The organism is Chitinophaga sancti, assembly GCF_034087045.1.
Lineage (GTDB): Bacteria > Bacteroidota > Bacteroidia > Chitinophagales > Chitinophagaceae > Chitinophaga > Chitinophaga sancti_B.
Genome location: NZ_CP139247.1, coordinates 4,981,746 through 5,006,009, shown reverse-complemented (window position 1 = coordinate 5,006,009; position 24,264 = coordinate 4,981,746). Strand labels below are relative to the sequence as shown.

At 45.5% G+C, this 24,264-nt stretch carries 18 protein-coding genes; 7 read left to right on the top strand and 11 right to left on the bottom strand.

Translation table 11 applies throughout. The annotated features are described in order from the left end of the window. Positions 1–3 precede the first annotated feature (3 nt). On the top strand, positions 4–2,481 hold the full coding sequence (locus SIO70_RS20455) for a YfhO family protein (RefSeq protein ID WP_320573844.1): 2,478 nt from the start codon (positions 4–6) through the stop codon (positions 2,479–2,481). A gap of 312 nt (positions 2,482–2,793) precedes the next feature. Next, a complete protein-coding gene (gene sprA / locus SIO70_RS20450; RefSeq protein ID WP_320573843.1) occupies positions 2,794–10,032 on the top strand; it encodes a cell surface protein SprA in 7,239 nt (2,412 codons plus the stop codon). A 192-nt stretch (positions 10,033–10,224) separates the two neighbouring features. On the opposite strand, the gene SIO70_RS20445 is transcribed toward sprA, so the two are convergent. Together SIO70_RS20445 and SIO70_RS20440 are read right to left on the bottom strand one after the other, a co-directional pair. After that, complete coding sequence (locus SIO70_RS20445; RefSeq protein WP_320573841.1) at positions 10,225–11,277, bottom strand: phosphatidylinositol-specific phospholipase C1-like protein; 1,053 nt, start codon at positions 11,275–11,277, stop codon at positions 10,225–10,227. Positions 11,278–11,407: 130 nt separating this feature from the next. Beyond that, complete coding sequence (locus SIO70_RS20440) at positions 11,408–12,382, bottom strand: sugar phosphate isomerase/epimerase (protein WP_320573839.1); 975 nt, start codon at positions 12,380–12,382, stop codon at positions 11,408–11,410. 531 nt (positions 12,383–12,913) lie between these two features. Here SIO70_RS20440 and SIO70_RS20435 point away from each other — a divergent pair. Beyond that, positions 12,914–13,540 (top strand): response regulator transcription factor, encoded by a 627-nt coding sequence (locus SIO70_RS20435; RefSeq protein WP_320573837.1) that lies wholly within the window; start codon positions 12,914–12,916, stop codon positions 13,538–13,540. A 70-nt stretch (positions 13,541–13,610) separates the two neighbouring features. Here SIO70_RS20435 and SIO70_RS20430 read toward each other — a convergent pair whose 3' ends face one another. Both SIO70_RS20430 and SIO70_RS20425 read right to left on the bottom strand, forming a co-directional pair. Continuing rightward, a complete protein-coding gene (locus SIO70_RS20430; protein ID WP_320573835.1) occupies positions 13,611–14,381 on the bottom strand; it encodes a rhamnogalacturonan acetylesterase in 771 nt (256 codons plus the stop codon). A 21-nt stretch (positions 14,382–14,402) separates the two neighbouring features. Beyond that, positions 14,403–15,158, bottom strand: a complete 756-nt coding sequence (locus tag SIO70_RS20425) for a hypothetical protein (RefSeq protein ID WP_320573832.1) — start codon at positions 15,156–15,158, stop codon at positions 14,403–14,405. A 303-nt stretch (positions 15,159–15,461) separates the two neighbouring features. On the opposite strand from SIO70_RS20425, the gene cysC reads away from it, so the two are divergent. Genes cysC through SIO70_RS20410 form a run of 3 tightly spaced genes read left to right on the top strand, consistent with a single transcriptional unit; the run spans position 15,462 to position 18,144 of the window. Continuing rightward, a complete protein-coding gene (cysC, locus tag SIO70_RS20420; RefSeq protein ID WP_320573830.1) occupies positions 15,462–16,019 on the top strand; it encodes an adenylyl-sulfate kinase in 558 nt (185 codons plus the stop codon). A gap of 6 nt (positions 16,020–16,025) precedes the next feature. Further along, a complete protein-coding gene (locus SIO70_RS20415) occupies positions 16,026–16,856 on the top strand; it encodes a hypothetical protein (RefSeq protein WP_320573829.1) in 831 nt (276 codons plus the stop codon). 28 nt (positions 16,857–16,884) lie between these two features. Continuing rightward, complete coding sequence (locus tag SIO70_RS20410; protein WP_320573826.1) at positions 16,885–18,144, top strand: Na+/H+ antiporter; 1,260 nt, start codon at positions 16,885–16,887, stop codon at positions 18,142–18,144. Positions 18,145–18,349: 205 nt separating this feature from the next. On the opposite strand, the gene SIO70_RS20405 is transcribed toward SIO70_RS20410, so the two are convergent. The 7 genes from SIO70_RS20405 to SIO70_RS20375 form a co-directional block, all read right to left on the bottom strand. Continuing rightward, positions 18,350–19,192: a glycoside hydrolase gene (locus SIO70_RS20405; RefSeq protein WP_320573824.1), complete on the bottom strand. Its 843-nt coding sequence runs from the start codon at positions 19,190–19,192 to the stop codon at positions 18,350–18,352. Between the two features lie 289 nt (positions 19,193–19,481). After that, positions 19,482–20,492, bottom strand: coding sequence for an MBL fold metallo-hydrolase (locus SIO70_RS20400; RefSeq protein ID WP_320573822.1), 1,011 nt, complete (start codon positions 20,490–20,492; stop codon positions 19,482–19,484). Between the two features lie 28 nt (positions 20,493–20,520). Beyond that, positions 20,521–21,783: an RNA polymerase sigma factor gene (locus SIO70_RS20395; protein ID WP_320573820.1), complete on the bottom strand. Its 1,263-nt coding sequence runs from the start codon at positions 21,781–21,783 to the stop codon at positions 20,521–20,523. Positions 21,784–21,932: 149 nt separating this feature from the next. After that, positions 21,933–22,385, bottom strand: coding sequence for a hypothetical protein (locus SIO70_RS20390; protein ID WP_320573818.1), 453 nt, complete (start codon positions 22,383–22,385; stop codon positions 21,933–21,935). Between the two features lie 20 nt (positions 22,386–22,405). Further along, positions 22,406–22,762, bottom strand: a complete 357-nt coding sequence (locus SIO70_RS20385) for a YciI family protein (protein ID WP_320573817.1) — start codon at positions 22,760–22,762, stop codon at positions 22,406–22,408. After that, positions 22,717–23,205 (bottom strand): hypothetical protein, encoded by a 489-nt coding sequence (locus tag SIO70_RS20380; protein WP_320573815.1) that lies wholly within the window; start codon positions 23,203–23,205, stop codon positions 22,717–22,719. The genes SIO70_RS20385 and SIO70_RS20380 overlap by 46 nt, the downstream gene beginning before the upstream one ends. Then, positions 23,202–23,915: a thioredoxin family protein gene (locus SIO70_RS20375; RefSeq protein ID WP_320573814.1), complete on the bottom strand. Its 714-nt coding sequence runs from the start codon at positions 23,913–23,915 to the stop codon at positions 23,202–23,204. Before SIO70_RS20375 ends, SIO70_RS20380 begins: the two co-directional genes overlap by 4 nt. Positions 23,916–23,986: 71 nt before the next feature. Here SIO70_RS20375 and SIO70_RS20370 point away from each other — a divergent pair, with 71 nt between their 5' ends. Further along, the gene (locus SIO70_RS20370; protein WP_072357996.1) at positions 23,987–24,202 is read left to right on the top strand and encodes a YwbE family protein; all 216 of its coding nucleotides are present in this window, start codon (positions 23,987–23,989) and stop codon (positions 24,200–24,202) included. Positions 24,203–24,264: the final 62 nt, after the last annotated feature.

Genomic DNA, 24,264 nt, shown 5'->3' with positions numbered 1-24,264 from the left:
GCTATGAAAACCAGTTGGTTCAAGTCCCTGTTACCGCACCTGGCAGCCATCCTGGGTTTGCTGATCCTTGCGATTTTGTATTGCAAACCCGTATTAGAAGATAAGGTTATCAGTCAGAGTGATAATGTGCAGTGGCAGGCGATGGCCAAAGAAGCCATGGATTATAAAAAAGAGCATGGCATTCCTCCATTATGGACCACCAGTATGTTTGGCGGTATGCCGACCTTCCAGCTGGCCATGGAATCTCCTTACCACATTGATAGTGCAATTCCTGCTATCCTCACACTGGGATTGCCCAAGCCGATCAATGTATTGTTTCTCTCCGCACTTTGTTTTTATTTGCTTTGCATAGTTTTAGGTACGCGCTCATGGATCGGTTTTGCCGGTGCAGTGGCGTATACCTATGCCAGCTATTCGCCTATTATCATCGTCACGGGCCATGATACCAAGATGATCGCACTGGCTTATCTGCCGGCGGTCATTGCAGGCCTGGTGCTCATTACCCGGCGTAGTTACCTGGCGGGTACGGGCATCATGGCACTCTCCCTCTCCTACCTGATTGCCGCCAATCACCTGCAGATGACGTATTATTTCTTCCTGATACTGGCCATCCTGGGTATTGCCTATGCCGTCTATTCTATCAGGGAAAAAGCGTTTAAACACCTTATTACAGGTAGTTTACTGGTTTTGCTTGCGGTTGGACTGGCACTGGCTTCCAATGCCGTGAGCCTATGGACAACGTATCAATATTCCAAAGAAAGTACCCGTGGTGGCAAGTCGCCATTGAGCCCACTGCCGGGTGAAACTGCCGAACAACAAAATGGGAAGGATTATGCTTTTCAATGGAGTTATGGCAAGTTTGAAACGTTCACGCTCATTGCCCCTGATATATACGGAGGTAGTTCAAGTGGTAAACTAGGCACGAATTCTACTACCTATAAAACATTAACCGAAATCGGTGTACCTGCTGACAATGCAGAAAAACTGGTAAGCAGCTGGAACCTGTATTGGGGAGATCAGTCTTTACTAGGTACCTCAGGTCCTGTGTACCTGGGTGTCATTGTGTGCCTGCTTGCACTGCTTGGGTTGTTCATCATTCGTTCATGGCACAAATGGTGGCTGATCGGCATTTCTGTGCTGGGTATTATGCTGGCATGGGGTAGCAACTTTGCTGCTTTCAATTATTTTATGTTCGATCATTTTCCGCTTTATGATAAGTTCCGCGCACCTTCGCAGGCATTGATCATCCCGCAGTTATCATTTGCGATATTAGCCGTGATGGCATTGCAGGAACTGATCAGCGGTGAAATCAAAAAAGAGGAGCTACTGAAGAAACTGAAATGGTCTGGCTATATCATGGGGGGCTTACTGGTGTTGTTACTGCTGGCATCTACCAGTATGCGGTATACCAATGCAACCGGCGACAACGCCAACCCGCATAGCGATGATCAGTTCCATGCCCAGCTGGTACAAATGACACAGGGCCGGACCGATATTGCAGACAAACTGATGGCTGCTACAAGGGCAGACAGGGCGGATCTGTACAGAAGTGATGTATTTCGTTCTATCTTTTTTGCAGCACTGGCATTTGGCCTCCTGTGGTTCTTTATCAAGGGGAAACTACAGGCGCGTTACCTGACTATTGGTATCACTTTACTCATCATGATCGATCTGCTGCAGGTAGACAGGCGCTATCTGAACGAAGATAGTTTCATGGATGCCGGCTCTTATAGTATGCCATTTCAGGCCTCTCCTGCCGATCAGCAGATACTGCAGGACAAGGATCCGTACTACCGCGTTTTTAACCTGACCCGCAACCCGTTCCAGGACGCCATGACCTCTTATTATCATAAGAGCATAGGCGGTTACCATGCGGCAAAGCTGCAGCTGTACCAGGACCTGATTGAAAGACAGATCAGTCAGAACAACATGCAGGTACTGAACATGCTAAATACAAAGTACATCATCACCAACGGCGTGGAAGGTCCTGCCGTACATCAGAATCCGGATGCGCTGGGCAATGCCTGGTTTGTAAAAGCCATTCAGTGGGTACCGGATGCAGATGCGGAAATGAATGCACTCACCACCTTCCATCCAAAAGATACCGTGGTGATAGACCAGCAATATAAACCACTGGTGAAAGCTGATTTCCAGTTTGATTCCAGTGCCGTCATTGCTTTACTGTTTAATCACCAGGATACCATTGCGTATACATCGAAGGCGGCAACACCACAGTTTGCCGTATTTTCTGAGATCTATTACCGCCAGGGATGGAAAGCTTATATCGATGGAAAAGAAGCGCCTTATACCAGGGTAAACTATGCTTTGAGAGGCATGTCTGTTCCGGCAGGCGACCATACCATCACATTCATTTTTGCACCTGAAGCATATTATGCAGGTGTAAAATTATCCCTCGCCAGTTATATTATTATGTTGCTTTTATTGGCAGGAAGTCTTGCATTGTACCTCCGTAAGAAATAAATTTCAAAGTCCGCCTTCAATAAATTCTGAAGGCGGACTTTTCCTTTTCATCTATACATTTTAGCTGTTCGTAGTAAAAAAACGCAATTCCTGTTTTACAAAAGCAAATTCCCCTATCTTGTGCGAAATATAGGGCTGTCTTGCCCCTTCAGCTATCAACTTTACCATTTCATCTATACAATTCTCCTATCTGTAGCCAACAAACAATAGTACTGTAAAAATGCTCGTTTGATGCGAAGCCGCTTTTCGTATAGTCAGACTATACAGGCTACTATTTTTGGTATTTACGAATTGCTGCTATAGAAAGAACGCGTGAAGAAATCCCTTAGAAAACGTTTTAAAAAACACTATGCTGCCTTAACTGTATTTAGCATAGTGGCCTTTTTCATGGTTGATTCTGCAGCAAGGGGAGCCAGGGGCGTGAGTTACTATCCAATTGGCTCTTCTACGAATCATGCTGCATATGATTCCATGATACCTGTGAAAGATACTGTGGATACGTTAAAGTATCCTATCAGGGACAGGCACTCTCCGGAGCTCGTAGAGCCTGTGCAGAATGCTATTGACCTGAAAGACCCTAAAGGTATCAAAAGGGACGTGGAATACGATCCTGCTACAAAAGAGTATATTATCTCCGAAAAGATCGGTGATAAATATTACAGGAATCCTACGTCTATGAGTTTCCAGGATTTCTACAACACGCAGTCCCGTAAGAGCGAGAATGATTACTTCATGAAACGCGCTTCCACTCTGGGAAACCTGAACAGGAGCAATCCACTTGAACTTAAAAAATCCAATAAACTTTTTGATAGATTATTCGGTGGCAGTAAAGTAGATATCAAGCCACAGGGTTACCTTGAAATATCAATGGGCTATGCAGGCCAGTATACCAACAACCCTGTATTGACCGAGTCTGCACGCCGCAGTGGCGGGTTTGATATGAATATGAATATCAACCTGAATGTGACGGGCAAAATCGGTGATAAACTAAAGATCATCACCAACTATAACACCCAGTCTACTTATGATTTCGAAAATCAGATCAAACTCGAATACACCGGTTATGACGATGAGATCATAAAAAAGATTGAAGCAGGTAATGTAAGCTTTGCGCTTCCCACGACACTGATCAGTGGGATGCAATCTTTGTTTGGAGTAAAGACGCAGTTACAGTTCGGCCGCCTGACTATGACCAGCGTGCTTTCCAGCCAGAAGTCACAGAAGCAGACACTGACCCTGAAAGGAGGGAATCAGACTACCAGCTACAGCCTCAAATCTGATGCGTACGATGAAAATAAAAACTTCCTGCTGGCACAATTCTTCCGCGATACCTTCAACTATGCCATGGGTAACCTGCCCAGTATCCGTTCGCTCTCCAACATTACACGTATCGAGGTATGGGTAACGAATAAGACAGGAACGACCACGAACACCCGTAACGTAGTAGGTCTGATGGACCTTGCTGAATACAGTCCTTACAATACTAATGCCGTACACGTTGTAAGCAGCGGCAAACTGCCTTACAACGGGATCAACGACCTGTATAGCAAACTCTCTGCAGACGATGCCGCGCGGCTACCCAGCACCGTCATTTCCCAACTCCAATCGTACGGTCTCTCTGCCGTACAGGATTATGAGAAAACCTATGCACGCAAACTGGATAGTACGGAATATACCCTGAATAAGAAACTCGGTTACATCTCACTGAATACAGCACTTTCGGCGGACCAGGTGCTTGCTGTCGCATATGAATATAGTTACAACGGTCGTACCTACAAGGTCGGCGACTTTGCACAGGATGTACCTCCAGATGCGAGTAACAATAACAATAGCCGCATCCTCTTCCTGAAAATGCTGAAAGCTACTGCTGCACGTCCGATACTGCCTATCTGGGACCTGATGATGAAAAACATCTATTCCACCGGTGGTTATCAGCTGAGCAGTACCGACTTCACTGCCGATGTATATTACAATGACCCCGGCAATGATACCCGCGCAGCCAGTCCCAGGCGCTATCTGCCGGATGCTGTCGGTACTTACAGCGGTGCACCTATCATTACCATTCTCAACCTCGATAACCTGAATACGAACAATGATCCGCAACCGGATGGTGTGTATGATTTTGTGAGCGGGTATACTGTAGACGTATCTAATGGTAAACTCATCTTCCCCGTACTGGAACCTTTTGGTAAAGACCTTGCCAAAGCATTTGGCGGTGATGCTGCTTTGGAAAAACAATACCTCTATACCAAACTGTATGATACTACCAAAGCGGCCGCACAACAGTATTCTTCACTCAACAGGTACCTCATTAAAGGGAGCTACAAAGCAGGTAGTTCGTCAGAGGTATCATTGAACGCCTACAACATTCCTTCTGGTTCTGTAACCGTCACTGCCGGTGGTAAAACACTGACAGAGAATATTGACTATACAGTTGATTATAACCTGGGTAAGGTTAAGATCATCAATGATGGGATCCTCAGTTCCGGTACTACCATCAACGTCTCTTTTGAGAATAGCGGTCTCTATGGGCAGCAGGTACGGAACTATGTGGGTACCCGTTTTGACTATGCGGTGAATGAAAAACTGAACCTGGGTTCTACCATCGTGCATATGAGTGAACGCCCGTATACGACCAAGGTGAGTTACGGCGAAGATCCGATCAACAACACGGTTGTAGGGCTGGATGGTAACTATAATTCAGAATGGAAAGGACTGACCCGGCTGTTAAATAAACTACCGAATTATAGCACCAGGTCACCCTCCGCTGTGAGCCTCACGGGCGAAGTAGCCCGCTTATTCCCCGGGCATAGTAAACTGATCAATGCATTTGGTTCCAATGAAGGACAGGTATACATTGATGACTTTGAAGGTACAGAAAGTAACTATGACCTGAAGACGCCGAGTAGCAGCTGGGCGCTGGCTTCTACACCGGCTGGTGCTACAGATAGTTCAGGTAATATCATGTTCCCGGAAGCGACATTGAGTGATTCTGTTGATTATGGAAAGAACAGGGCTTTGCTCTCCTGGTACATCATCGAACCTACCCTGCAGGTAAACAGTACTTCCGATCTGCCAGCAGGTATTACCAAAGATGACCAATCTGATCCACGTACACGTATCGTATACCAGAAGGAGATCTTCCCGAACCTGTCTACGGATTATACGGCCACACAACTCACCACCCTTGACCTGGCGTATTATCCCAATGATCGTGGTCCATACAACTTCGAAGCCAGCCGTACGGAGGTGAATACAGATGGTACGCTGAATAATCCAAAGAAACACTGGGGTGGTATCATGCGTGCGTTAGACAATACAGACTTTGAGACGTCCAACATACAGTATATCGAATTCTGGGTACAGGATCCATTTATAAAGAACACCACCAGTACCGGTGGGGACCTGTATTTCAATCTCGGTGCCGTTTCTGAGGATATTCTGAAAGACTCCTACAAGTTTTTTGAGAACGGGATGAAGGCACCCAGTACTACGATCAACTATGATTCCACTGCCTGGGGCCATACACCGAACTATACCACACAGCTGACGAGGGCGTTTGACAATGATGCAGACGTAAGGGAATACCAGGACGTAGGTTACGATGGTTTGCGTTCTGCGGATGAAGTATCTTACCGTACGCACTTCCTGAACCAGCTGCGTACCAACTTTGGCGTTAGTGCAGAGGTATATACCCAGGCGCTTGGTGACCCGAGTAATGACAACTACCATCACTACAGGGGTGATGATTATGACAAGGCGAAATATGGCATCCTGGCCCGTTATAAACGCTATGCCATGTCAGACGGGAACTCTCCTGCTACTACCAATGGCTCCTCCTACTCTACTGCGGCGACTAATATTCCGGAGTCAGAAGATCTGAACTTTGATAATACCATGAATGAAACGGAGTCCTATTTCCAGTACCGGGTGCATTTAAGTCCAAACATGACGATCGGACAGAATTACATCGTAGATAAGGTAGATGCCTCCGTCACCTATACCAATGGCAGCACCGGCACTGAAACCTGGTACCAGTTCAAGATCCCGATCGAACAGTATAGCGCGGCGATCGGTGGTATTGCAGATTTTAAGTCCATCCAGTTTATGCGTATGTTCCTCACGAATTTCTCTGATTCTGTCGTACTGCGCTTTGGTAAACTGCAACTGGTCAGGAACCAGTGGCGCCAGTATAGCTACGAATTACAGACAGGCTCCGGCGACCTGGTAGCTACAGATGGTAATACGACCTTCAATACAACGTCTGTCAATATCGAAGAAAACGCTTCCCGTACGCCTATCAACTATGTACTGCCACCGGGATTGTCACGCGAGTCGACGCTCAGTACCAGCAATACCACCCTGCTGATGAATGAGCAATCCCTTTCCTTACAGCTGTCCAAACTGCAGGATGGTAAGTCAAGGGCGGTATACAAAACATTGGGCATGGACCTGCGCAGGTATAAAAAACTGCAGATGTTCATACACGAAGAAGCGGTAGAAGACGACAACAGTTTAAAAGATAAAGACCTGCAGGCGGTGATCCGCATTGGTAGTGACTATACGGAGAACTTCTATGAATACCGTATTCCACTGACCAAAACTGCCTTTGGCGCCACCTCACAAACGGCTGTCTGGCCTACGGCGAACAATATGGACATCACGCTATCGGACTTCAGCAACCTGAAACAAACCCGTAACAATGCAGGTGCTTCTACAGCTACGCTGTATGAGAAGACACTGGCAAACGGGAATGTGATCGGGGTAATCGGTAACCCGAACCTGGGAGATGTGGAAGGGATGATGGTGGCTATTTACAACCCGCTGGATGATGGGCTGACGAAGAATGCAGAAGTTTGGTTTGATGAATTGCGATTGACCGGGCTGGATGAAAAAGGAGGATATGCCGCTACGGGCAGATTGAATATGCAGCTCGCCGACCTGGGCCAACTGGCCGTAACCAGTACCATGCACACCGCAGGATATGGGGCCGTGAACCAGAGCGTGAATGAACGGTACCAGGATAACCTCATCTCCTACGATGCATCATTAAGCCTGGATATGGGTAAGTTGTTGCCTAAGAGAACAAGATTGGCGATTCCCCTCTATGTAGGGCAATCTAAAACCAGCAGCATGCCGGAATGGGATCCGTTTGACCTGGACATCAAATTGAAGGAAAAGCTGAAATTAGCGGCTAATAAACACGAAAGAGACTCTATCAAGGCACAGGCACAAGACGCAACGACGACCAGCAGTTTCAATGTGACCAATGTGCGCAAGCTGAGTGACGGTAAAAAGAAACTGCGACCCTGGAGCCTGGAGAACTTTGATTTCACCTATGCATATACGGGCACTAAAATGCATAGTCCTACAACTGAGAACTATGAGCTAACTAAAAACAGGGGTGTATTAGGCTATAACTTTACGGGCACCAACAAATTCTGGGAGCCGTTTAAGAAAACGATCAAAAGTAAATCGCCGTGGATGAAGTTGTTCAAAGACATCAACCTGAATCCCCTGCCATCAATGATCAGCTTCCGGGCGGACCTGACGAGACAGTTCAGTGCTACACGGCTCAGGAACGTAGGGAGTAATTATAAACTGGCCGAGACGTACAACAAGTACTTTACCTTTGATCGTTATTATGGTTTGAAGTGGGACCTGGCACGTAGTCTGAGCTTAGACCTGACGGCGACGAACAATGCACGTATCGATGAGCCAACCGGAAGACTGAACTCCTCTGCCAAGCGGGATACGGTATGGAACAACCTGCTGAAACTGGGCCGTAATACCAACTACTTCCAGACATTCAATGCTACGTATACCCTGCCACTGTCAAAGATCCCGGTCATGAGCTGGACGAACTTTGCTGTGCAATATACGGCGCAGTACAAGTGGACAGCGGCTTCCCTTTCAAACAGGATACAGGGTAACACCATAGAAAATACACAGGTGGTCGCGGTGCTGGCGGAGTTTAAATTCACGGAGCTGTATAATAAATCAAAGTTCCTGAAGGCCATCACGGCCACGAAGCAGCCGGTGAATCCGAATGCGAAACCAGCGGCGAAAGGCAAAAATCAGCCTGCGAAGAAGGAAGAAAAGCTACCGGAAATATCTCCGCTGGTGAAGTCAATATTGCGCCCGATCCTATCCCTCAGGCGTGTGAACATCAACTACTCTGAGAACAACTATACGAGTCTGCCAGGATGGATGGACAGTACACAGGCATTGGGTATGAACTGGCGGAGTATGGAGCCGGGACTGGCATTTGTATTCGGTTATCAGCCGGATAAAAAATGGCTGGATAAAAAGGCAGCGAAGGGATTATTTTCTGCCGATACCCTGTTCAATAACCAGGTTGTACAGCAGTTCTCACAGAACCTGCAGATACAGGCGCAGTTGGAACCGGTACCGAATCTGCGGATAGATTTGTCGCTGACCAAGACATTTACCAAGAACCACTCTGAAACATTTAAAGACAGGTATGGCGGAGGGAATTACGAGCACCTGGATGCATACGAGACAGGAGGGTTCCAGGTCACTTCTATTATGCTGAAGACATTGTTCATGAAGGGAGGACTGGCGAGGAGCTTTGCGAATTTCAGAAAATACAGAACGACATTGTCAAAGAGATATTGGTCTAAAAACCCTTATGCGCACGATGGTTCTACGCCTACCTATGATACGAGCGATGCTTCTTATATGTATGGATATGGCAAGTATGAGCAGAATGTACTGATATCCTCTTTCATTGCGGCTTATACAGGGCAGGATCCGAATAAGGTGGGATTGATTGCGACGGATGGATTGGATAAGATCAGGAGTAATCCTTTCAGGAATATTATTCCATTGCCGAACTGGCGGATTACGTATGATGGGTTAGCGAAACTAGCGCCGTTCAGTAATTTTGTACAGACGCTGACACTGAATCACTCTTATGTGAGCAATTTGAGTATGAACTCCTACAATTCATCTTCCAGTTATATGGATAAGAACTCGTTGGGGAATCCGAGTTTTATAGATACGGTGTCGGGGAACTATGTGCCTTATTATACAGTGCCGAATGTGACGATGATAGAACAGTTATCGCCGTTATTAGGGGTGGATATGACGTTGAAGAACAATATGAATGTGCATGTGGATTATAAGCGGACGAGGTCATTGAGTTTGAGTTTGACGGATTATCAGCTGGTGGAGGCGCGTACGGCGGAAATCACGTTGGGTGGTGGGTATCGGGTGAAGGGGGTGACGTTGCCGTTTGTGGTGGGGAAGAATGGGTCGCATAAGCTGGATAATGATTTGAATATGCGGCTGGATTTGAGTTATAGGGATGAGAAGTCGGTGAATAACCAGTTGGATGGGGGGATTTCGACGCCTACGTCGGGGCAGAAGGTGATTAGTATAGCGCCGAGTATAGATTATGTGTTGAATAAGAGGATGAATTTGAAGTTTTATTATACGAGGAAGCAGACGATACCGGTGTTGTCGACGTCGAGTCCGACGGTGACGACGACGGGTGGGTTGACGTTGAGGTTTGTGCTTGGGCAGTAAGAAATGGGGCGGGAAAATGGGGCGAAAAACGGGCTTTCGCCGAAGGCAAAAGCCCGTTTTTCGCTGGGGCGTTTTATCGGCAGGCTTTCGCTCGCCGATAAAACGCTGGTAAAGCGGATACGCCCGCCGGTAAACGACTGATAAACCCCTGATAAAGGACGGATACGCCAACCGATAAAACGCCCATAAAAACTATCTGATATCTTTCCGGCTATACTCGTTATTACCAAAGTTTACGATATACTCAGATGGAAATAAAGTACTTTTTTGATAGTAATCCGTTGTAATAATCTGGGCACCTGATTCACAGGCAGCTTTGTACCTGGTGTAATCATTTGTTCTTGCCTCTTTTGTATCGGCATCTGCTCTTGTGCGAACAATGTATCCTTTTGCGACCATCTGTTTAATGAGTGCCTGGTCTTTGATTGCATCGTTGATGATCATAATCGCCGCTTCGGGTTTTCCGGCAGGTGCATTTACAAATAGCACCCGTCCTTTCAGTGAAGGATGTCCCTGCATATAATCGGACATTTTTGGATCCTTCTCATCGAGGATAAAAATAAACTTCCCTTTTGCCTGTCCTACGGTAGGCCAATGTCCTTTCAGCACCGCAGCTTCCAGGGTTTTGTCCCTGCCACGGATATCATCAGGTGTGATCAGTTTATCTTTTCCTAAATAATCGATAATTTCTTTGTCGAGGCGGTCGTATACTGCGGGAGTAAATGGCTCTGGTTTGGTGAATTCCGGACGTTTGGAGATCTCATCTTTCGCATTCATAGTAATAAATACAGGAGAATGATCCGGATGCGCATTGGACCAGTTCTTCAATTGTTCCAGCGCTATTTTGAAGGTTGGACAATTGCTGTTCACATCCACATCCTGCATATGAAACACTTTAAAACCTGGCTCCTTCATCACATCAGTGTTATATACTGGTTTCAGGCCTAACTGCTCCAATACAAAGGGGTGCACGTATTTACCGCCTGCACTATCCGCATATACGTCCAGCTCAAGGCCTCTGAGACCGAGGTCCAGCTGCTGTTCCAGTGAAATGTGGGTGTATTCCAGTCCTTTGGCGCCCTCGCCGGCATGCTGGCGGATGACTTCCATTACTTTTGGATCAATAGCGATCTTATAACTGTTGTGGGATCCGATGCTCTGGACTTTGTTCAACGGTAATTTATCCTCCCCGGGAAATGCGAATGCTGTAAGGCCCAGCATTAAGGCAATCATGGCTACTTTCATCTGTCAGGTTAATTGATTATTCTACAGACAAAGGTTTAATTTATTTTTGAGGGGGTATATTAAGAAACTATTACCAGATAACACATTTGTGTTAGTAAAGGAAAGGCAGGGCCTCCCCTTTATCATATCATTATCGTACTAAAAGATTTGACTTTACATAGTCATAGCTCTTTTTGATACTTACAAAAGGATCGATAGTGATCTGATCCTGTTCTACGAATGCATATTTTACCCCTGCTTCACTGGCATTGGCAAAGATCTTTTTGAAATCTACCGCACCTGTTCCCACTTCAGCAAATTTGATTTCACCCATCAGGTCTTTCAACCCCTTCTCATCTTCACCAGGACCGGTTATTTTGCCCGCAGCTGACTTGTCGATATCTTTTACATGCCACATGGCGAACCGGCCGGGATTCGCCTTAAAAAGGGCTACGGGGTCTATGCCGGATTTCTCCGCCCAGAAGATGTCAAGTTCCAGTACCACCAGTGCAGGATCGGTTTCTTTGAGCAGGATATCGTAACCGGTTCCTTTTACATCGGGGAGTTGTTTGAATTCCCAGAAGTGGTTATGGTAGCCGACTTTGAGGCCGGATTTCTTAGCCAGTTCACCGGCTTTGTTCAACTGGGAAGCCATGAACTGAAAATCTGCTCCTGTCAGTCTGGCGATCAGGTTCATGGGTGGTACGGGTACTACCAGGTACTGCTGGCCAAGGGTAGCGGCGATTTCCAGCTGGGCCTTCAGGGCGTCGTCTTTGCCATTACCCCTGGTGAGGAAGTCATTCAACTGGTAGTGTCCGCTGTGGGTAGTGAGTTTGTTCTCGGTGAGCAATGCTTTCAGGGCTTTAGGATCCAGCCCCCAGAACTTAACCGGTTCTTTTGGCCCGGTATAGCCATAATAGGTTTCAACATGGTTGTAGCCGGTTGTAGCCACTTTCTGCATAGTATCCTTTACATCTTTGGTCAGCTGATCCCGCAGGGTGTACAACTGAATACCGATCTTAGTTACAGTATTTGCGCGACTTCTGCTGAAGATGTCCGACGGGTTCAACATAAGTCCGGCGGCGATCAGGCCGGCTTGTTGCATAAAAATTCTCCGAGAGCTCATGATGATGTTTTAGTTTTTTAACGTGGCATAAGAATAGTATCCATTGTAGTGCTTATTTCTGAAGCACAGAAAAATGAATGTACAAAATATTAACCAAAAGGAGAAATAGTAAGGGGGCTTTTACCGTCCGAGGCCAGACAGAAAAGCCCCCTTGTTCGTACGTAGGATAGGGATATAGGATAGGTAATAGTCTTTTTGAGCAACTTACGCCGCTCAATCACTTATATTGTTCATTGTTTAAAATAAAATAGCTGATTAGAAAAAAGAAAGCACGCCTCTTGCGTGGCTGGTTCGCTCTTCTTTGTACCTGATGAAGTGAGGGTTTTGTTGATAAAAGGATTGCCCCGGCTTATAGCTGTTTAAAAATTTGCACACACAAACTACACTAAATCACATGAAACAAAATTATATATCTTAATATATCCAATTGTTAGTAAGAGTTGTAATCTCTTGTAGAATTTTTACTACAAAAAAAGGCAGTAAGGTTTTGATCTTTAAGCGTTACCCCGTATATTTACCTAATATCACTATATGCCTAACATTTTAGTTGTAGACGATCAGGAGGTTGTACGATATGGAACAACTCTCATTTTGCAAAAATCCATCGAAGATGTTCATGTGAGTGAAGCAGGGAGTTTTGAAGAAACGTTGAAAATCTTGTCCTCAAAACCTTTTGACCTTGTTATTCTCGACATCGACATGCCTGGTGGTAATAATCATCAGATGCTGGATGTTATCCGCTTAAGGCATCCTGAGATTAAGATACTCATCTTTAGCAGTTATGACGAACAGATTTTCGGCTGGCGCTATCTCGAAGCTGGTGCTGATGGTTTCCTCTCCAAAAAAATGGGTATAGAAGAAATCAAAAATGCCACAAAGAGTCTGCTCAGAGATGAAAAATACCTTAGCCCTGCACTGAAGCAAACCCTCCTTAATAATATTACCAGGAAGAAAAATAACATCAACCCGCTGGACCGGCTCTCTAACCGGGAAAGCAATATTATGCAGCTGCTCATTAAGGGATTGAGTGTGGCGGACATTGCGGAGAAACTGAGCCTGCAGGTATCTACTGTCAGTACGTATAAGAAAAGGATTTGTGAAAAACTCCAGGTATCAAATATCGTGGAGATGATTGAGAAAGTGCAGTTGTATTCTTAATATAAAAGTTAGCCCCGCCGGCAAATTTCCCGGCAGGGCAGGAAGAGTATTTTAGAAAAGAACAGGAAGATCATTTTAGATATTTGTTCAGGCTCAACTTGTTTACTCCTTTTATTCCGGTTATCACTTCAGCTGCATTCAGCTTCGCCCCCACTTCTATCGTATGCGTATGATCTTTGGTACCGAAATAAGTACCCGCTACTTTTGTCTCACCTTCCTTGTCGTATACATCTGCAATCAATGTATTCAGATCGATGAAAGCAACCCCTTCTTTCTCTGCCACCTGCTTTGCCCATAAGCCATAATCATTATTATTGCGTGCAACTTTTCCATCCTTCCATACATTGCGTGGGATGGGTGAGCACACTACCGGAACAGCACCTTTTGCCTTTGCTTCTCTGATCATCTGCGTCAGGTACCAGCCGTAACTATGCACCACTTCCTGTTGCTTTGTAATAGGATTATAGATCTCCTTTTGTTCATCCCCAATACCTTTGATCGTACCCCTGGCCCGGGCCGTATCATCTAATGGCGCACCATCATTATGACCAAACTGCATGATGACATAATCACCAGGTTGTATTTTTGCCAATACAGAATCCCAGAGCCCCTTCGTTCTGTAAGTACGGCTGCTGGTACCTCCCAGGGCACGATTGACCACCTTAATTTTTGTGGTATCAAAATAGTCGGCGATAAAATGCCCCCATCCCCACAGGTCGCCGTCTCCCTTGTCTTTCCCGTTTTTAACAGTACTATCTCCTATCAGGTACAAGGTGGGCTTATGCGGCGCGGCGCTCATTAAAAAAGCAGCGGTGATAACAGTTAACAACAGTTTGTACATTATTGATAAATTTTAAAATCACTAATTACTTGTCTGGACCAGGTAGATTCCATATTTCCCATCATGTTCATCTGTGAGTTTGCGCCAGTCTTTATTTGCATCGCCAATAATTTTGCCTGTACCATCTATGCTGCCATCGGCTGTCTTACATACTAATTCAGCCTTACCATCGCCATCCAGGTCATACACCAGCAGCTGTGTATAGGCAGCACCTGATCCGATATTTTTACCCAGGTCTATTCGCCAGAGAAATTTCCCATTCAGTGTATAGGCATCTACCAGTTGATTATCTGTCAGTCCTGTCTGTGGTGGATTCCTTGCATTGGCGGGCTCCCATTTCAATATAATCTCATAACGGCCATCGCCATCCAGGTCACCAACCGTCTCATCGTTGGCACTATACTTACCGGCAGGGCGCAGTAAAGGTATATTGAGATACTGCTGCACAGGCATATGTGCTTTTAACAAAAATTTATCACTTCCCGGGTACTCACGGCCATTGATCACAGGCACAACGGTCCATTTACTATCCGTAGTAGTATCTGCCAAAGGCGCTGTAAAACAGGTTGCCTTACGTAAAGGCTGACTGTTCAGTAACTGATGATCCCGATAAATATTGAAGGCCACCTGTACGGGGTCTGTGGCTAACAGGCGCCAGCTGAGGAATACGCTATCCCGCTGATGACGTACTACCACTATTCCCCTGTCCAGGTACTCCATGTTTCTTTGCCCAAAAACCGTGGAACATAGGCATAACAATACAATTAACTTATTCATCAAAGTAAAAAATTACCGGAGGTGGTGGTGGTAAATCGGGCATAAATGTATAAAAAAAGTATCACTGACACGATACCATAAACCATTTCAAATCACCGTTTGTCGATACTTTTTAAAAATCTATCGTATTCGGGAATGATTTATGAAGAATTTTACTAATTTACATTACCATATCAAACATAGCTGAAGGATATTGATTGCGAACTATCATCTATCTGTCCCCTACCATCTGCTATTTACCCACCATGTAACCTGTTATTCCATTATCTGCGGCTTATTGTCAACCTGTAAATTCAATATGCGATGATTATTCAATTATGCGGACTTTCCGGAGCAGGAAAAACTACAATTGCCACCAGTGTTAAAAGGAAGGCGATGGCGTATGGCACGCCCGTCGAAATCATTGACGGAGACAACTACCGGGAATTCTTATGCAAAGACCTGGGCTTTTCCAAAGCAGACCGTTGCGAAAATATACGCAGACTGGGGTTTGTGGCCAGCCGCCTTTCCGGGCACGGCATTATCTGCATTATCAGTGCGATCAATCCATACCACGCCATGCGCGAGGAACTGACTAGCGCCTATGAACAAGTGAAAACGGTGTTCGTGGATTGCCCGGTGACAGAACTTGTACAGCGGGATACCAAGGGACTTTATAAACGGGCTATGCTACCGGATAACCATCCTGATAAACTGCGTAACCTGACCGGCGTAAACGATCCTTTCGAAGTACCTCTATCGCCAGACCTGCACTTAAAGACCAACGAAAAAACAGTAACGGCCTGCACCAATGAGCTGTTCAATTTTATCCAGGCATCTATTCAAACACAAACCAGACGTTACCAGGCAGTAACAGCATAAACAACTATGAACAATAAAGTTTTAGTGATTACCGGTATGCACCGGTCAGGTACTTCATTGATTACCCATTGGCTGTACAAGTGTGGCCTGCACCTGGGTGAGCAGTTTTTAGGCGCCGGCATTGGTAATACAGACGGGCATTTTGAGGATATTGATTTTGTAGAAGCACACAGGCACATCCTGCTGGAGCAATTTGGATCAGGGGACGGAACTATCGACACACCTGTTTGTTCTATCAGTGAGGAGCAGCTGGATTCATTACGTACACTGATGCAGAAAAAACAACAGGCACAACCACAATGGGGCTGGAAAGATCCCCGTACCTGCCTGTTCCTGCGTACTTACAGGGAATTGCTACCCGGGGCAAAATACCTTGTCATACTCAGGGATTACCGGAGTGTGGTGAGCTCACTCATTAGCCGGCACCATAAAAGTACAGATCTGAAATATGCTGCTATAGGCGGCATTCGGCAACTCATCTGGAAATATTACAGGAGCGATATCCGCAAAAAGAAATTGCTGCAAAAGTATAGTGAATACTATCTGAAAACATGGATTCTCTATAACAGGGAAATACAACAGCATTTACTGATACAACCAGCAGGCACCTACCTGGTCGTAGATCATTCCCGTTTATCCGGTACCAGTCAGGAAATTTTTGATTACCTCACCAGGCAATGGCAACTAGACTTAACCTACCATGATTTCGCTAAGGTGTACAAGGAAAAACTACTGAGTGAAGTATGGGATGTGGCGGCGTATGTTAAAGATAAAAGTCTGCTGGACGAAGCCGAAGCATTGCAGGCTAAGTTATTATTACATAGCTTATTAAAATAATTTGTTATTTTGCGCGCATTTGCGCCAAATGGAAAATTACAGCATCGTCATGCTTATACTGGGTGTCATGATGGCACTCTCGGCATTTGCAGATAAACTCAGGAAACCCTACCCGGTATTACTCGTTAGTGCTGGTATTGCACTGGGCTTTGTACCCGGCATGCCACAGATCACGATCAGTCCGGAGATCGTATTCCTGATATTCCTCCCTCCTATGCTGTATGATGCAGCATGTAATATCAATGTACAGGAATTTAGAAATAATGGTAAGACCATCAATACGCTGGCCTTTACGGTGGTATTCATCACTACCGGGGGAATAGCCTTATTGGCGCATTTTCTTATGGGCATGCCATGGCCGTTAGCCTTCGTGTTGGGAGCCGTTTTATCTGCCACAGATGCGGTGGCAGCTACGGGTATCACGAAGGGATTGGGCCTCACTCACAAGACACTCACCATCCTCGAGGGAGAAAGCCTCATCAATGATGCCTCCGGTCTGATCGCTTACCGTTTTGCAGTAGCGGCAGTAGCAGGTAGTTCATTTATCTGGTACAAAGCTGGCGGGCAATTTATATTGCTCATTGCTGGTGGGGTGCTGCTGGGAGCTGTTGCAGGAAAGTTGTTACAATTCATCTTACATCATACCAGGCAGAATGGTATAGTAGCTATCAGCTTTACATTACTATTTCCTTTTGTAACGTATTCACTGGCGGAAGACCTGCATGTATCAGGCGTGATCGCGGTGGTGGTATTAGGGGTATTAACGGCCAGGCTCACCAGTATGTATTTTCCTGCTGCTACAAAAGCGCAATCGAAAGCCTTCTGGGATATTATCGTTTTCATCCTGAACGGGCTTGTATTTATTCTTATCGGGCTGGAATTTCCATACGTTATTCATAATGTAAAGAGTATACAGATCCTGCCATTGATCGGTTATAGTTTCCTGATTGTATTCGTGACTATTGCCATCCGGGTAGTACGCATCTTTCTGGAGAGTCACAGGCACTACCTCACTTTCCGTAAAACCGGTACGGACAGGCATAAAAAAGCATTACTGGACTGGAAGACATGTTTGATTGTAGGATGGTCTGGCATGCGTGGTATTGTATCGCTGGCCACGGCACTGGCCCTGCCGGAGAAACTGGATAGCGGAGTGCCTTTTCCACAAAGGGATACTATTATTTTTATTGCGGTAATGGTCGTCGTTATTTCTCTTGTTATGCAGGGGCTGACACTACCGTTGCTGGTAAAATGGTTGAAACTTAGGCCTGATGGGCGTAGGCATTGATTGCTGCAAGCATCATTGAAACTTAAGCCTGATAGGCGTAAGCATTGATTGCTGGAAGAATCATTGAAACTTAAGCCTGATAGGCGTAAGCATTGATTGCTGCAAGAATCATTGAAACTTAGGCCTGATGGGCGTAGGCATTGATTGCTGCAAGCATCATTGAACCAGCTGAAAAGTAAAATGTACAGGTCACAGGTAGCGTAAATTAATAAGTACGTGTTCTGCCTATATAAATATTCTTCGCATACAGGTACGTATCTGCCGTAGGCCCGGGTGTTCCACTGGATCCTTCCATTTGCATGTTAATGATCACATACAATGGTTTGCCTACAAAATTGGCATTGTGTACCGCTTTCCAAACACCGTCTATATAGTAGTGAATGTCTACATTAGTATCACTTACCTTCGTGATCCATGCCCGGTAAGTATGCCAGCTACCTGGTGAAGACACTGTGGTCAAAGTACTGGATACATCGGAGGATGTTCTGAAAGTGTTCTGCCAGTTGGTAGCGCTTCCTTTGAACTCCATAATATCGCTTTCAGGAGGCCAGCTGTTCACACCAGTGAGCCAGAAAGCCGGCCAGGAGCCGGTGACAGTAGGTACCTGAAAATCACATTTTACTTCCCAGTTGGGAAACTGGTCATTGACCAGCACATGTTCTTTTGTATTGACTGCACCTGAATGATAATGAATGGCCAGATAAGGACTGGAGGAGCTGGTGCCCTCGTCCCAGGTGATCTTTGCCGCTTTGATAGTGAGCACACCGTTGTTCAGGTAAATGTGGTTGTGATCTGTACTGCTTCCATACATACGTGCAGTACCGTTATGATCGGAACCCCATGGATAAAGGTAGTTCCATGCAGCTTCAAAAGCAGTGTAATCGGCAAATGAATTGCCATCTAATACTGTTTCCCATGTTTCGGCAGCTTCGGCAGCAGCAATGGTTTTTGCGCTGACGGCGGCAGGGACTTTCTCCTGCCATTGCTTACCACAGGAAATTAAAAAAGGGATGCTTATAGCTAGCAGTACTACAGTTATGATTTTCATAGAGTGGAAAGGTTTATGGATGAACAAAATGCTCCTGTGACCTGTACCACTCAATGATACGCCATTTTCCCGTGGGGAAATAGCAGTATTATAACTCTGATTACTTAAATATGAACCTTATTTATACTTACAGGAACAATATAACACAGGTACTAAATTAAGTGCAGTTTATTAATTCTTAGATTCTAAATGAATCCAGTGGTTCATCAGACAAATCAATAGTACACAGGTGCTAAATTAAGCGCAGCTTATCAATACTTAGTTTCCAAATAAATTCAATCACCTCTTATCAGGCCAGGTGCCAAGCTTCGCCAATGCGGAGCGGCTTGATCCGCTTTTCCAATCCATGTTCCGTAGCCACCTGTTTAAAAACTTTCAGCGGCATATCCAGTGGTTCATCAGACAAATCAAAAGTACCAAAGTGCATAGGAATGGCATACCCTGCATTCAGCTCTTCCATAGCCTTAATAGCCAGTGCGGGGGACTGATGTACCGGATGCATGAACCACTCCGGCTCAAACGCACCAATACCCAGCAAAGCATAATCAAATCCACCAAACACTTCTTTCAATTGCTGGTAATGGGTATCATACCCACTGTCGCCACCGAAATAAATACGACGCTGTGCAGACTCTATTACAAACCCACCCCATAAGCGGCGGTTGGTGTCAAAAGCGCCGCGCTTGCCCCAGTGACGTGCAGGCACATACGTGATTTTCACATCTTCTGTCAGGTATTGCTGGTACCAACCGGCTTCCTGGATCAGTTCTGAACCTGTGAACTCTTTTAATAAAGGTTCCATTCCCAACCCCGTGAGATAAGTTGCTTTGGGGTTGTTCCTTGCTAACCGTTGCAATGTAGGTTTATCACAATGATCACGATGATCATGAGAGAGCAGGATATAATCCAGTTTGGTTAATAGAATCGGGTTCACAGGAAATGGAGACACTCTTTTCACTGCGAGGATATCGCCAAATACAGGATCGGTCAGCAGGCGAACACCGCCTATGCGAATAAAGAATGTACAATGGCCCATCCATGCAATCACATCATCATCTCCATTCCGCCAGGCAGCATCTGTCAATACTTCGGGCTTCCAGCGGAGTTTTTCCTTCTCCGCTTTGAAAGGGTTTTCTTTCATCTTCCAGCGGAGTACTTCTATGAATGACGGGGAGTATGGATGCTGCAGATTAACATAACGTCCACGTGCATCAACCGGAGTTCCTTTCCAGTCTTCATCTTTAATAATCGTTTCCAATGCAGCATTGTTCACGTAACCATCTGCCATGATTGCTTCCATAAATCTTAAATATGCCTAAAGATAATGTCTACAAATTTAACTTTAACAACATCTTCCTGATATAATTTGCTTCTGCCGAAGATCTTGTCTGGTCAAGGGTTTTTGAAAAGTATACGGCGGCCTGAGCATGATTATTTTCCTGCAGATAGAGTTTGCCCAGTGTGGCATTCAGCAGGTAATAACTGTTCATAAATGGGGAGCGTTGCAAGTTGTGTAACAGGCTAAATGCATTGTTCACCTCGCCGGCATAATATAGTGCAATTGCATAGTTTAATTCTACAAATGGATTTGGTAATAACTGCTTATACAATTTTGCGATCGTTCGCCAGTCAGTCGTTGCAAATGATGTAGCAGTACTGTGCAGCCAGGCAATGTATGCTTCTATATGATATGAAGAAAGCGGGGGTTCTTTCGATTGTTTTAAGTTTCCTTTCGATTGCTTAAAGTAATAGTCTCCCAATTTTATCAGGTCCTGGTTCCACAATGAACGATCCTGTTGTTCAAGGTCCAGCAACTCTCCATTTTCATCAAAACGGGCCTTAAACCGGGCGGCATTCAACAACATGAGGGCATATAAGGCAAGGGTGTCGATATTGCCCATTTGGCTATCTAAAATCGCTTTATTAAGGATCAGGGCTTCTTCACATAGGTCTTCTCTTAAAAGTTCTTTTCCTTCTGCAGAAGTGTGGCCTTCGTTAAAAATGAGGTAAATGATTTTGTGTACGATGGGTAAACGCTGCTGCATGGCCTGAGGCGCCGGGGGAACCAGGAGAATCTTTTCTTCTTTGATCTTTTTCCTGGCCCTCAGTAGCAATTTATCTACCCCATCGATGGTCATTCCCAGCAGATTGGCAATAGTAGCTACTTTGAAGTTGATCACATACTTCAGGGTGATCACGACCTGTACTTTAGGTGCCAGGTCGGGATGAGCGCAGGCAAATAGTAAACGAAGCTGTTCATCGTCCGGGAAATCAGCAGTGAAGGTGATGGCTGGGGATACCAATTCCGGAGCAGGTTCCGGCGCCTGGTGAAGGCGAAGGAATTTTTTATCCGCTTTTAGTTTGTTCAAAGCTTTATTTCTGCATACGGTGAATATCCAGGCGGCGGGGTTATCCGGCAGCTGCGTTTCCCAGTGGGATAATGCTGCTGCAAAGGCATCCTGAACAAGGTCTTCTGCTGTTTCCAGGTCTATGTCTTTTGAGAAGCGCAACAGGGAAGCGACCATTTTGCCAAAGTGTTGTTTGTATAAATGGTCTACTACCTGTTGCACGTTTTTATGTGGTTCAGCCATTGGGGGAATTATATGGATCAACCATTCGGGAATGATGCGATTCTGCCATTCGGGAATGATGCGATTCTGCCATTAGGGAATGATGCAGTACTGCCATTCGGGGAATAATGATGCAGTAGAACTATTCGGGAATGATGCAATTCAACCATTCAGGGAATGATGCGATTCAACCATTCGGGAATGATCCATTTCAACCATTCGGGAATGATCCATTTCAACCATTCAGGAATGATGCAATTCAACCATTCAGGAATGATGCAATTCAACCATTCAGGAATGATGCGATTCAACCATTCGGGAATGATGCAATTTAACCATTCAGGAATGATGCGATTCAACCATTCGGGAATGATGCAATTTAACCATTCAGGAATGATACAATTCAACCATTCAGGAATGATGCGATTCAACCATTCGGGAATGATGCGATTCAACCATTCAGGAATGATACAATTCAACCATTCGGGAATGATGCGATTCAACCATTCGGGAATGATCCATTTCAACCATTCGGGAATGATACAATTCAACCATTCAGGAATGATGCAATTCAACCATTCGAAAATGATCCAATTCAACCATTCAGGAATGATCCAATTCAACCATTCAGGAATGATACAATTCAACCATTCGGGAAATCTGTCACCATAATAGGTCTTACTTCAATTTCCAGCTCTCCCCGCTGTACGAATGGACAGGTTTGCGCCAGCGCTGCTGCCTGTTCCAGATTTTCTGCATTGATCAGGATGTAACCGCTTACGCCTTCCTTCGCTTCAATAAATGGGCCGTCGGATACAATCGTATCTTTCGTAACATACCGGCCTTCGGTCCATAAAGGTTCACCTCCTACATAATTGCCTGTGGCAGCGAGTCCTTCCACCCATGCTGTCATTTCTTTGATGCAATAGTCCCTGTCTTTGTCTGTATTTTCTTTTAACTTTTGCAGGTCTTCCCTGATGAGGAGCATGAATTTTTCCATAAGTGAACAGTACTTTTAAATATAAGATAACAAAGGGAAACTATACACATTGCGATCAGGCCCCAGCGAAGCCAGGTGGCCACTGTAAACGAAATACCGATACCGGTACCAACGGCGATCCAGGCGGCCAGGCAAAGGGGGCACTTGGGTATTAATACGAGGAGGATACCTGGCAGGAGCATACGAGCCGGGCGACAGTTACATCTCATACGTGATAGCACCCTACCGGAATGGCAGTCCTTCTTCATGAATGACGATCCACCAGTGGCCTGGAAAATCCATCTTATGAGTGACGAAATACTGTTGGTATCACGCTTCTCCTTCATAAATGACTCCCCACCACTGGCCTCCCAATTACCCCTCATGAGTGACGAAATACTATTGGTATCACGCTTCTCCTTCATAAATGACTCCCCACCACTGGCCTCCCAATTACCCCTCATGAGTGACAACATTTATGTTCACACACAACCTCATACTTATCGTGATGACGCACCCAATCCTGCAACCCATTCTCCTCATTCCTGCCCTTGGGCATAAGATCCAGTATCACATAAGTCCCCAGCAGTTCCTCATTGCCCCTGGCATAAGAAGAATACGTATGAAAGATCTGCCCGCTTTCATCCTTATAAAATACACTGATCCCAGGCAACTCCTCACCACCAAATTTACTATTCTCATAATTGTAATATACAGTATCCTCCTTTTTAAATGATACATGATAATCAAAATTGAAGTTGTTCTGTCCGGAAGACACCCAGCGGAAATTCCAGCCCATACGCTTTCTGAAAGCTTCAATAGCCTCTATGGGCGCTCTTGAAATAGCGGCAAAAGAAACATCGTGATTGTTCAGGTGTAATAAGGCCCCCGGTACATGGTCCGCCATAAAGGAACATCCAACACAGCCTTCTTTCCACTCCGGTCCCATCATAAAATGCTGCACCAGGAGCTGGCTACGGCCTTCAAACAGGTCTGAGAGGGTCATTTTGCCGTTGGGGCCGTCGAATACATAGTTTGTGTCTACTTTCTCCCAGGGCAGTGCCTGGCGCTCTTTTGCCAGCTGGTCGCGGAGGTGGGTATATTCTTTTTCTTTGACCAGGAAGGCTTTGCGGGCTTCGACCCATTCAGCATGCGATACGATACGATTTTCCATATTGTGTGGGTTTTATTTCTTTAATGACACAGGGAAATGGAAAATCCGGACAAAGGATTTAATTTTATTTTATGAAATCAGAAGGACAATATAGAAAAGACATTTATCCGGGGTTGGAAGTGGGGATCATTCTCAAAAAAGACCAGCGGAGTGGGAAAATCACCTATGGGATAGTGCAGGATTTGCTGACGTCGGCGGCATTTCATTCCAGGGGGATAAAGGTGAGGCTGGAAGATGGGCAGGTAGGAAGAGTGCAGGTGTTGGACACAGATCCGGATTTAGATTAAAGATCACGCCCCACTTTTGTTTTCGGCAAAAGTGGGGCGTGATCGCGTATCAGCCTGCGGCC

Coding starts and splice junctions, on each gene's coding strand:
- SIO70_RS20385 (WP_320573817.1), bottom strand. CDS start 22,762: ATGGAAAAATTCATGCTCCTCATCAGGGAAGACCTGCAAAAGTTAAAA.
- SIO70_RS20395 (WP_320573820.1), bottom strand. CDS start 21,783: ATGGCTGAACCACATAAAAACGTGCAACAGGTAGTAGACCATTTATAC.
- SIO70_RS20415 (WP_320573829.1), top strand. CDS start 16,026: ATGAACAATAAAGTTTTAGTGATTACCGGTATGCACCGGTCAGGTACT.
- SIO70_RS20410 (WP_320573826.1), top strand. CDS start 16,885: ATGGAAAATTACAGCATCGTCATGCTTATACTGGGTGTCATGATGGCA.
- SIO70_RS20435 (WP_320573837.1), top strand. CDS start 12,914: ATGCCTAACATTTTAGTTGTAGACGATCAGGAGGTTGTACGATATGGA.
- SIO70_RS20455 (WP_320573844.1), top strand. CDS start 4: ATGAAAACCAGTTGGTTCAAGTCCCTGTTACCGCACCTGGCAGCCATC.
- SIO70_RS20400 (WP_320573822.1), bottom strand. CDS start 20,492: ATGGAAGCAATCATGGCAGATGGTTACGTGAACAATGCTGCATTGGAA.
- SIO70_RS20445 (WP_320573841.1), bottom strand. CDS start 11,277: ATGAAAGTAGCCATGATTGCCTTAATGCTGGGCCTTACAGCATTCGCA.
- SIO70_RS20375 (WP_320573814.1), bottom strand. CDS start 23,915: ATGGAAAATCGTATCGTATCGCATGCTGAATGGGTCGAAGCCCGCAAA.
- SIO70_RS20370 (WP_072357996.1), top strand. CDS start 23,987: ATGAAATCAGAAGGACAATATAGAAAAGACATTTATCCGGGGTTGGAA.
- cysC (WP_320573830.1), top strand. CDS start 15,462: ATGATTATTCAATTATGCGGACTTTCCGGAGCAGGAAAAACTACAATT.
- SIO70_RS20380 (WP_320573815.1), bottom strand. CDS start 23,205: ATGAGGGGTAATTGGGAGGCCAGTGGTGGGGAGTCATTTATGAAGGAG.
- SIO70_RS20440 (WP_320573839.1), bottom strand. CDS start 12,382: ATGAGCTCTCGGAGAATTTTTATGCAACAAGCCGGCCTGATCGCCGCC.
- SIO70_RS20425 (WP_320573832.1), bottom strand. CDS start 15,158: ATGAATAAGTTAATTGTATTGTTATGCCTATGTTCCACGGTTTTTGGG.
- SIO70_RS20405 (WP_320573824.1), bottom strand. CDS start 19,192: ATGAAAATCATAACTGTAGTACTGCTAGCTATAAGCATCCCTTTTTTA.
- SIO70_RS20430 (WP_320573835.1), bottom strand. CDS start 14,381: ATGTACAAACTGTTGTTAACTGTTATCACCGCTGCTTTTTTAATGAGC.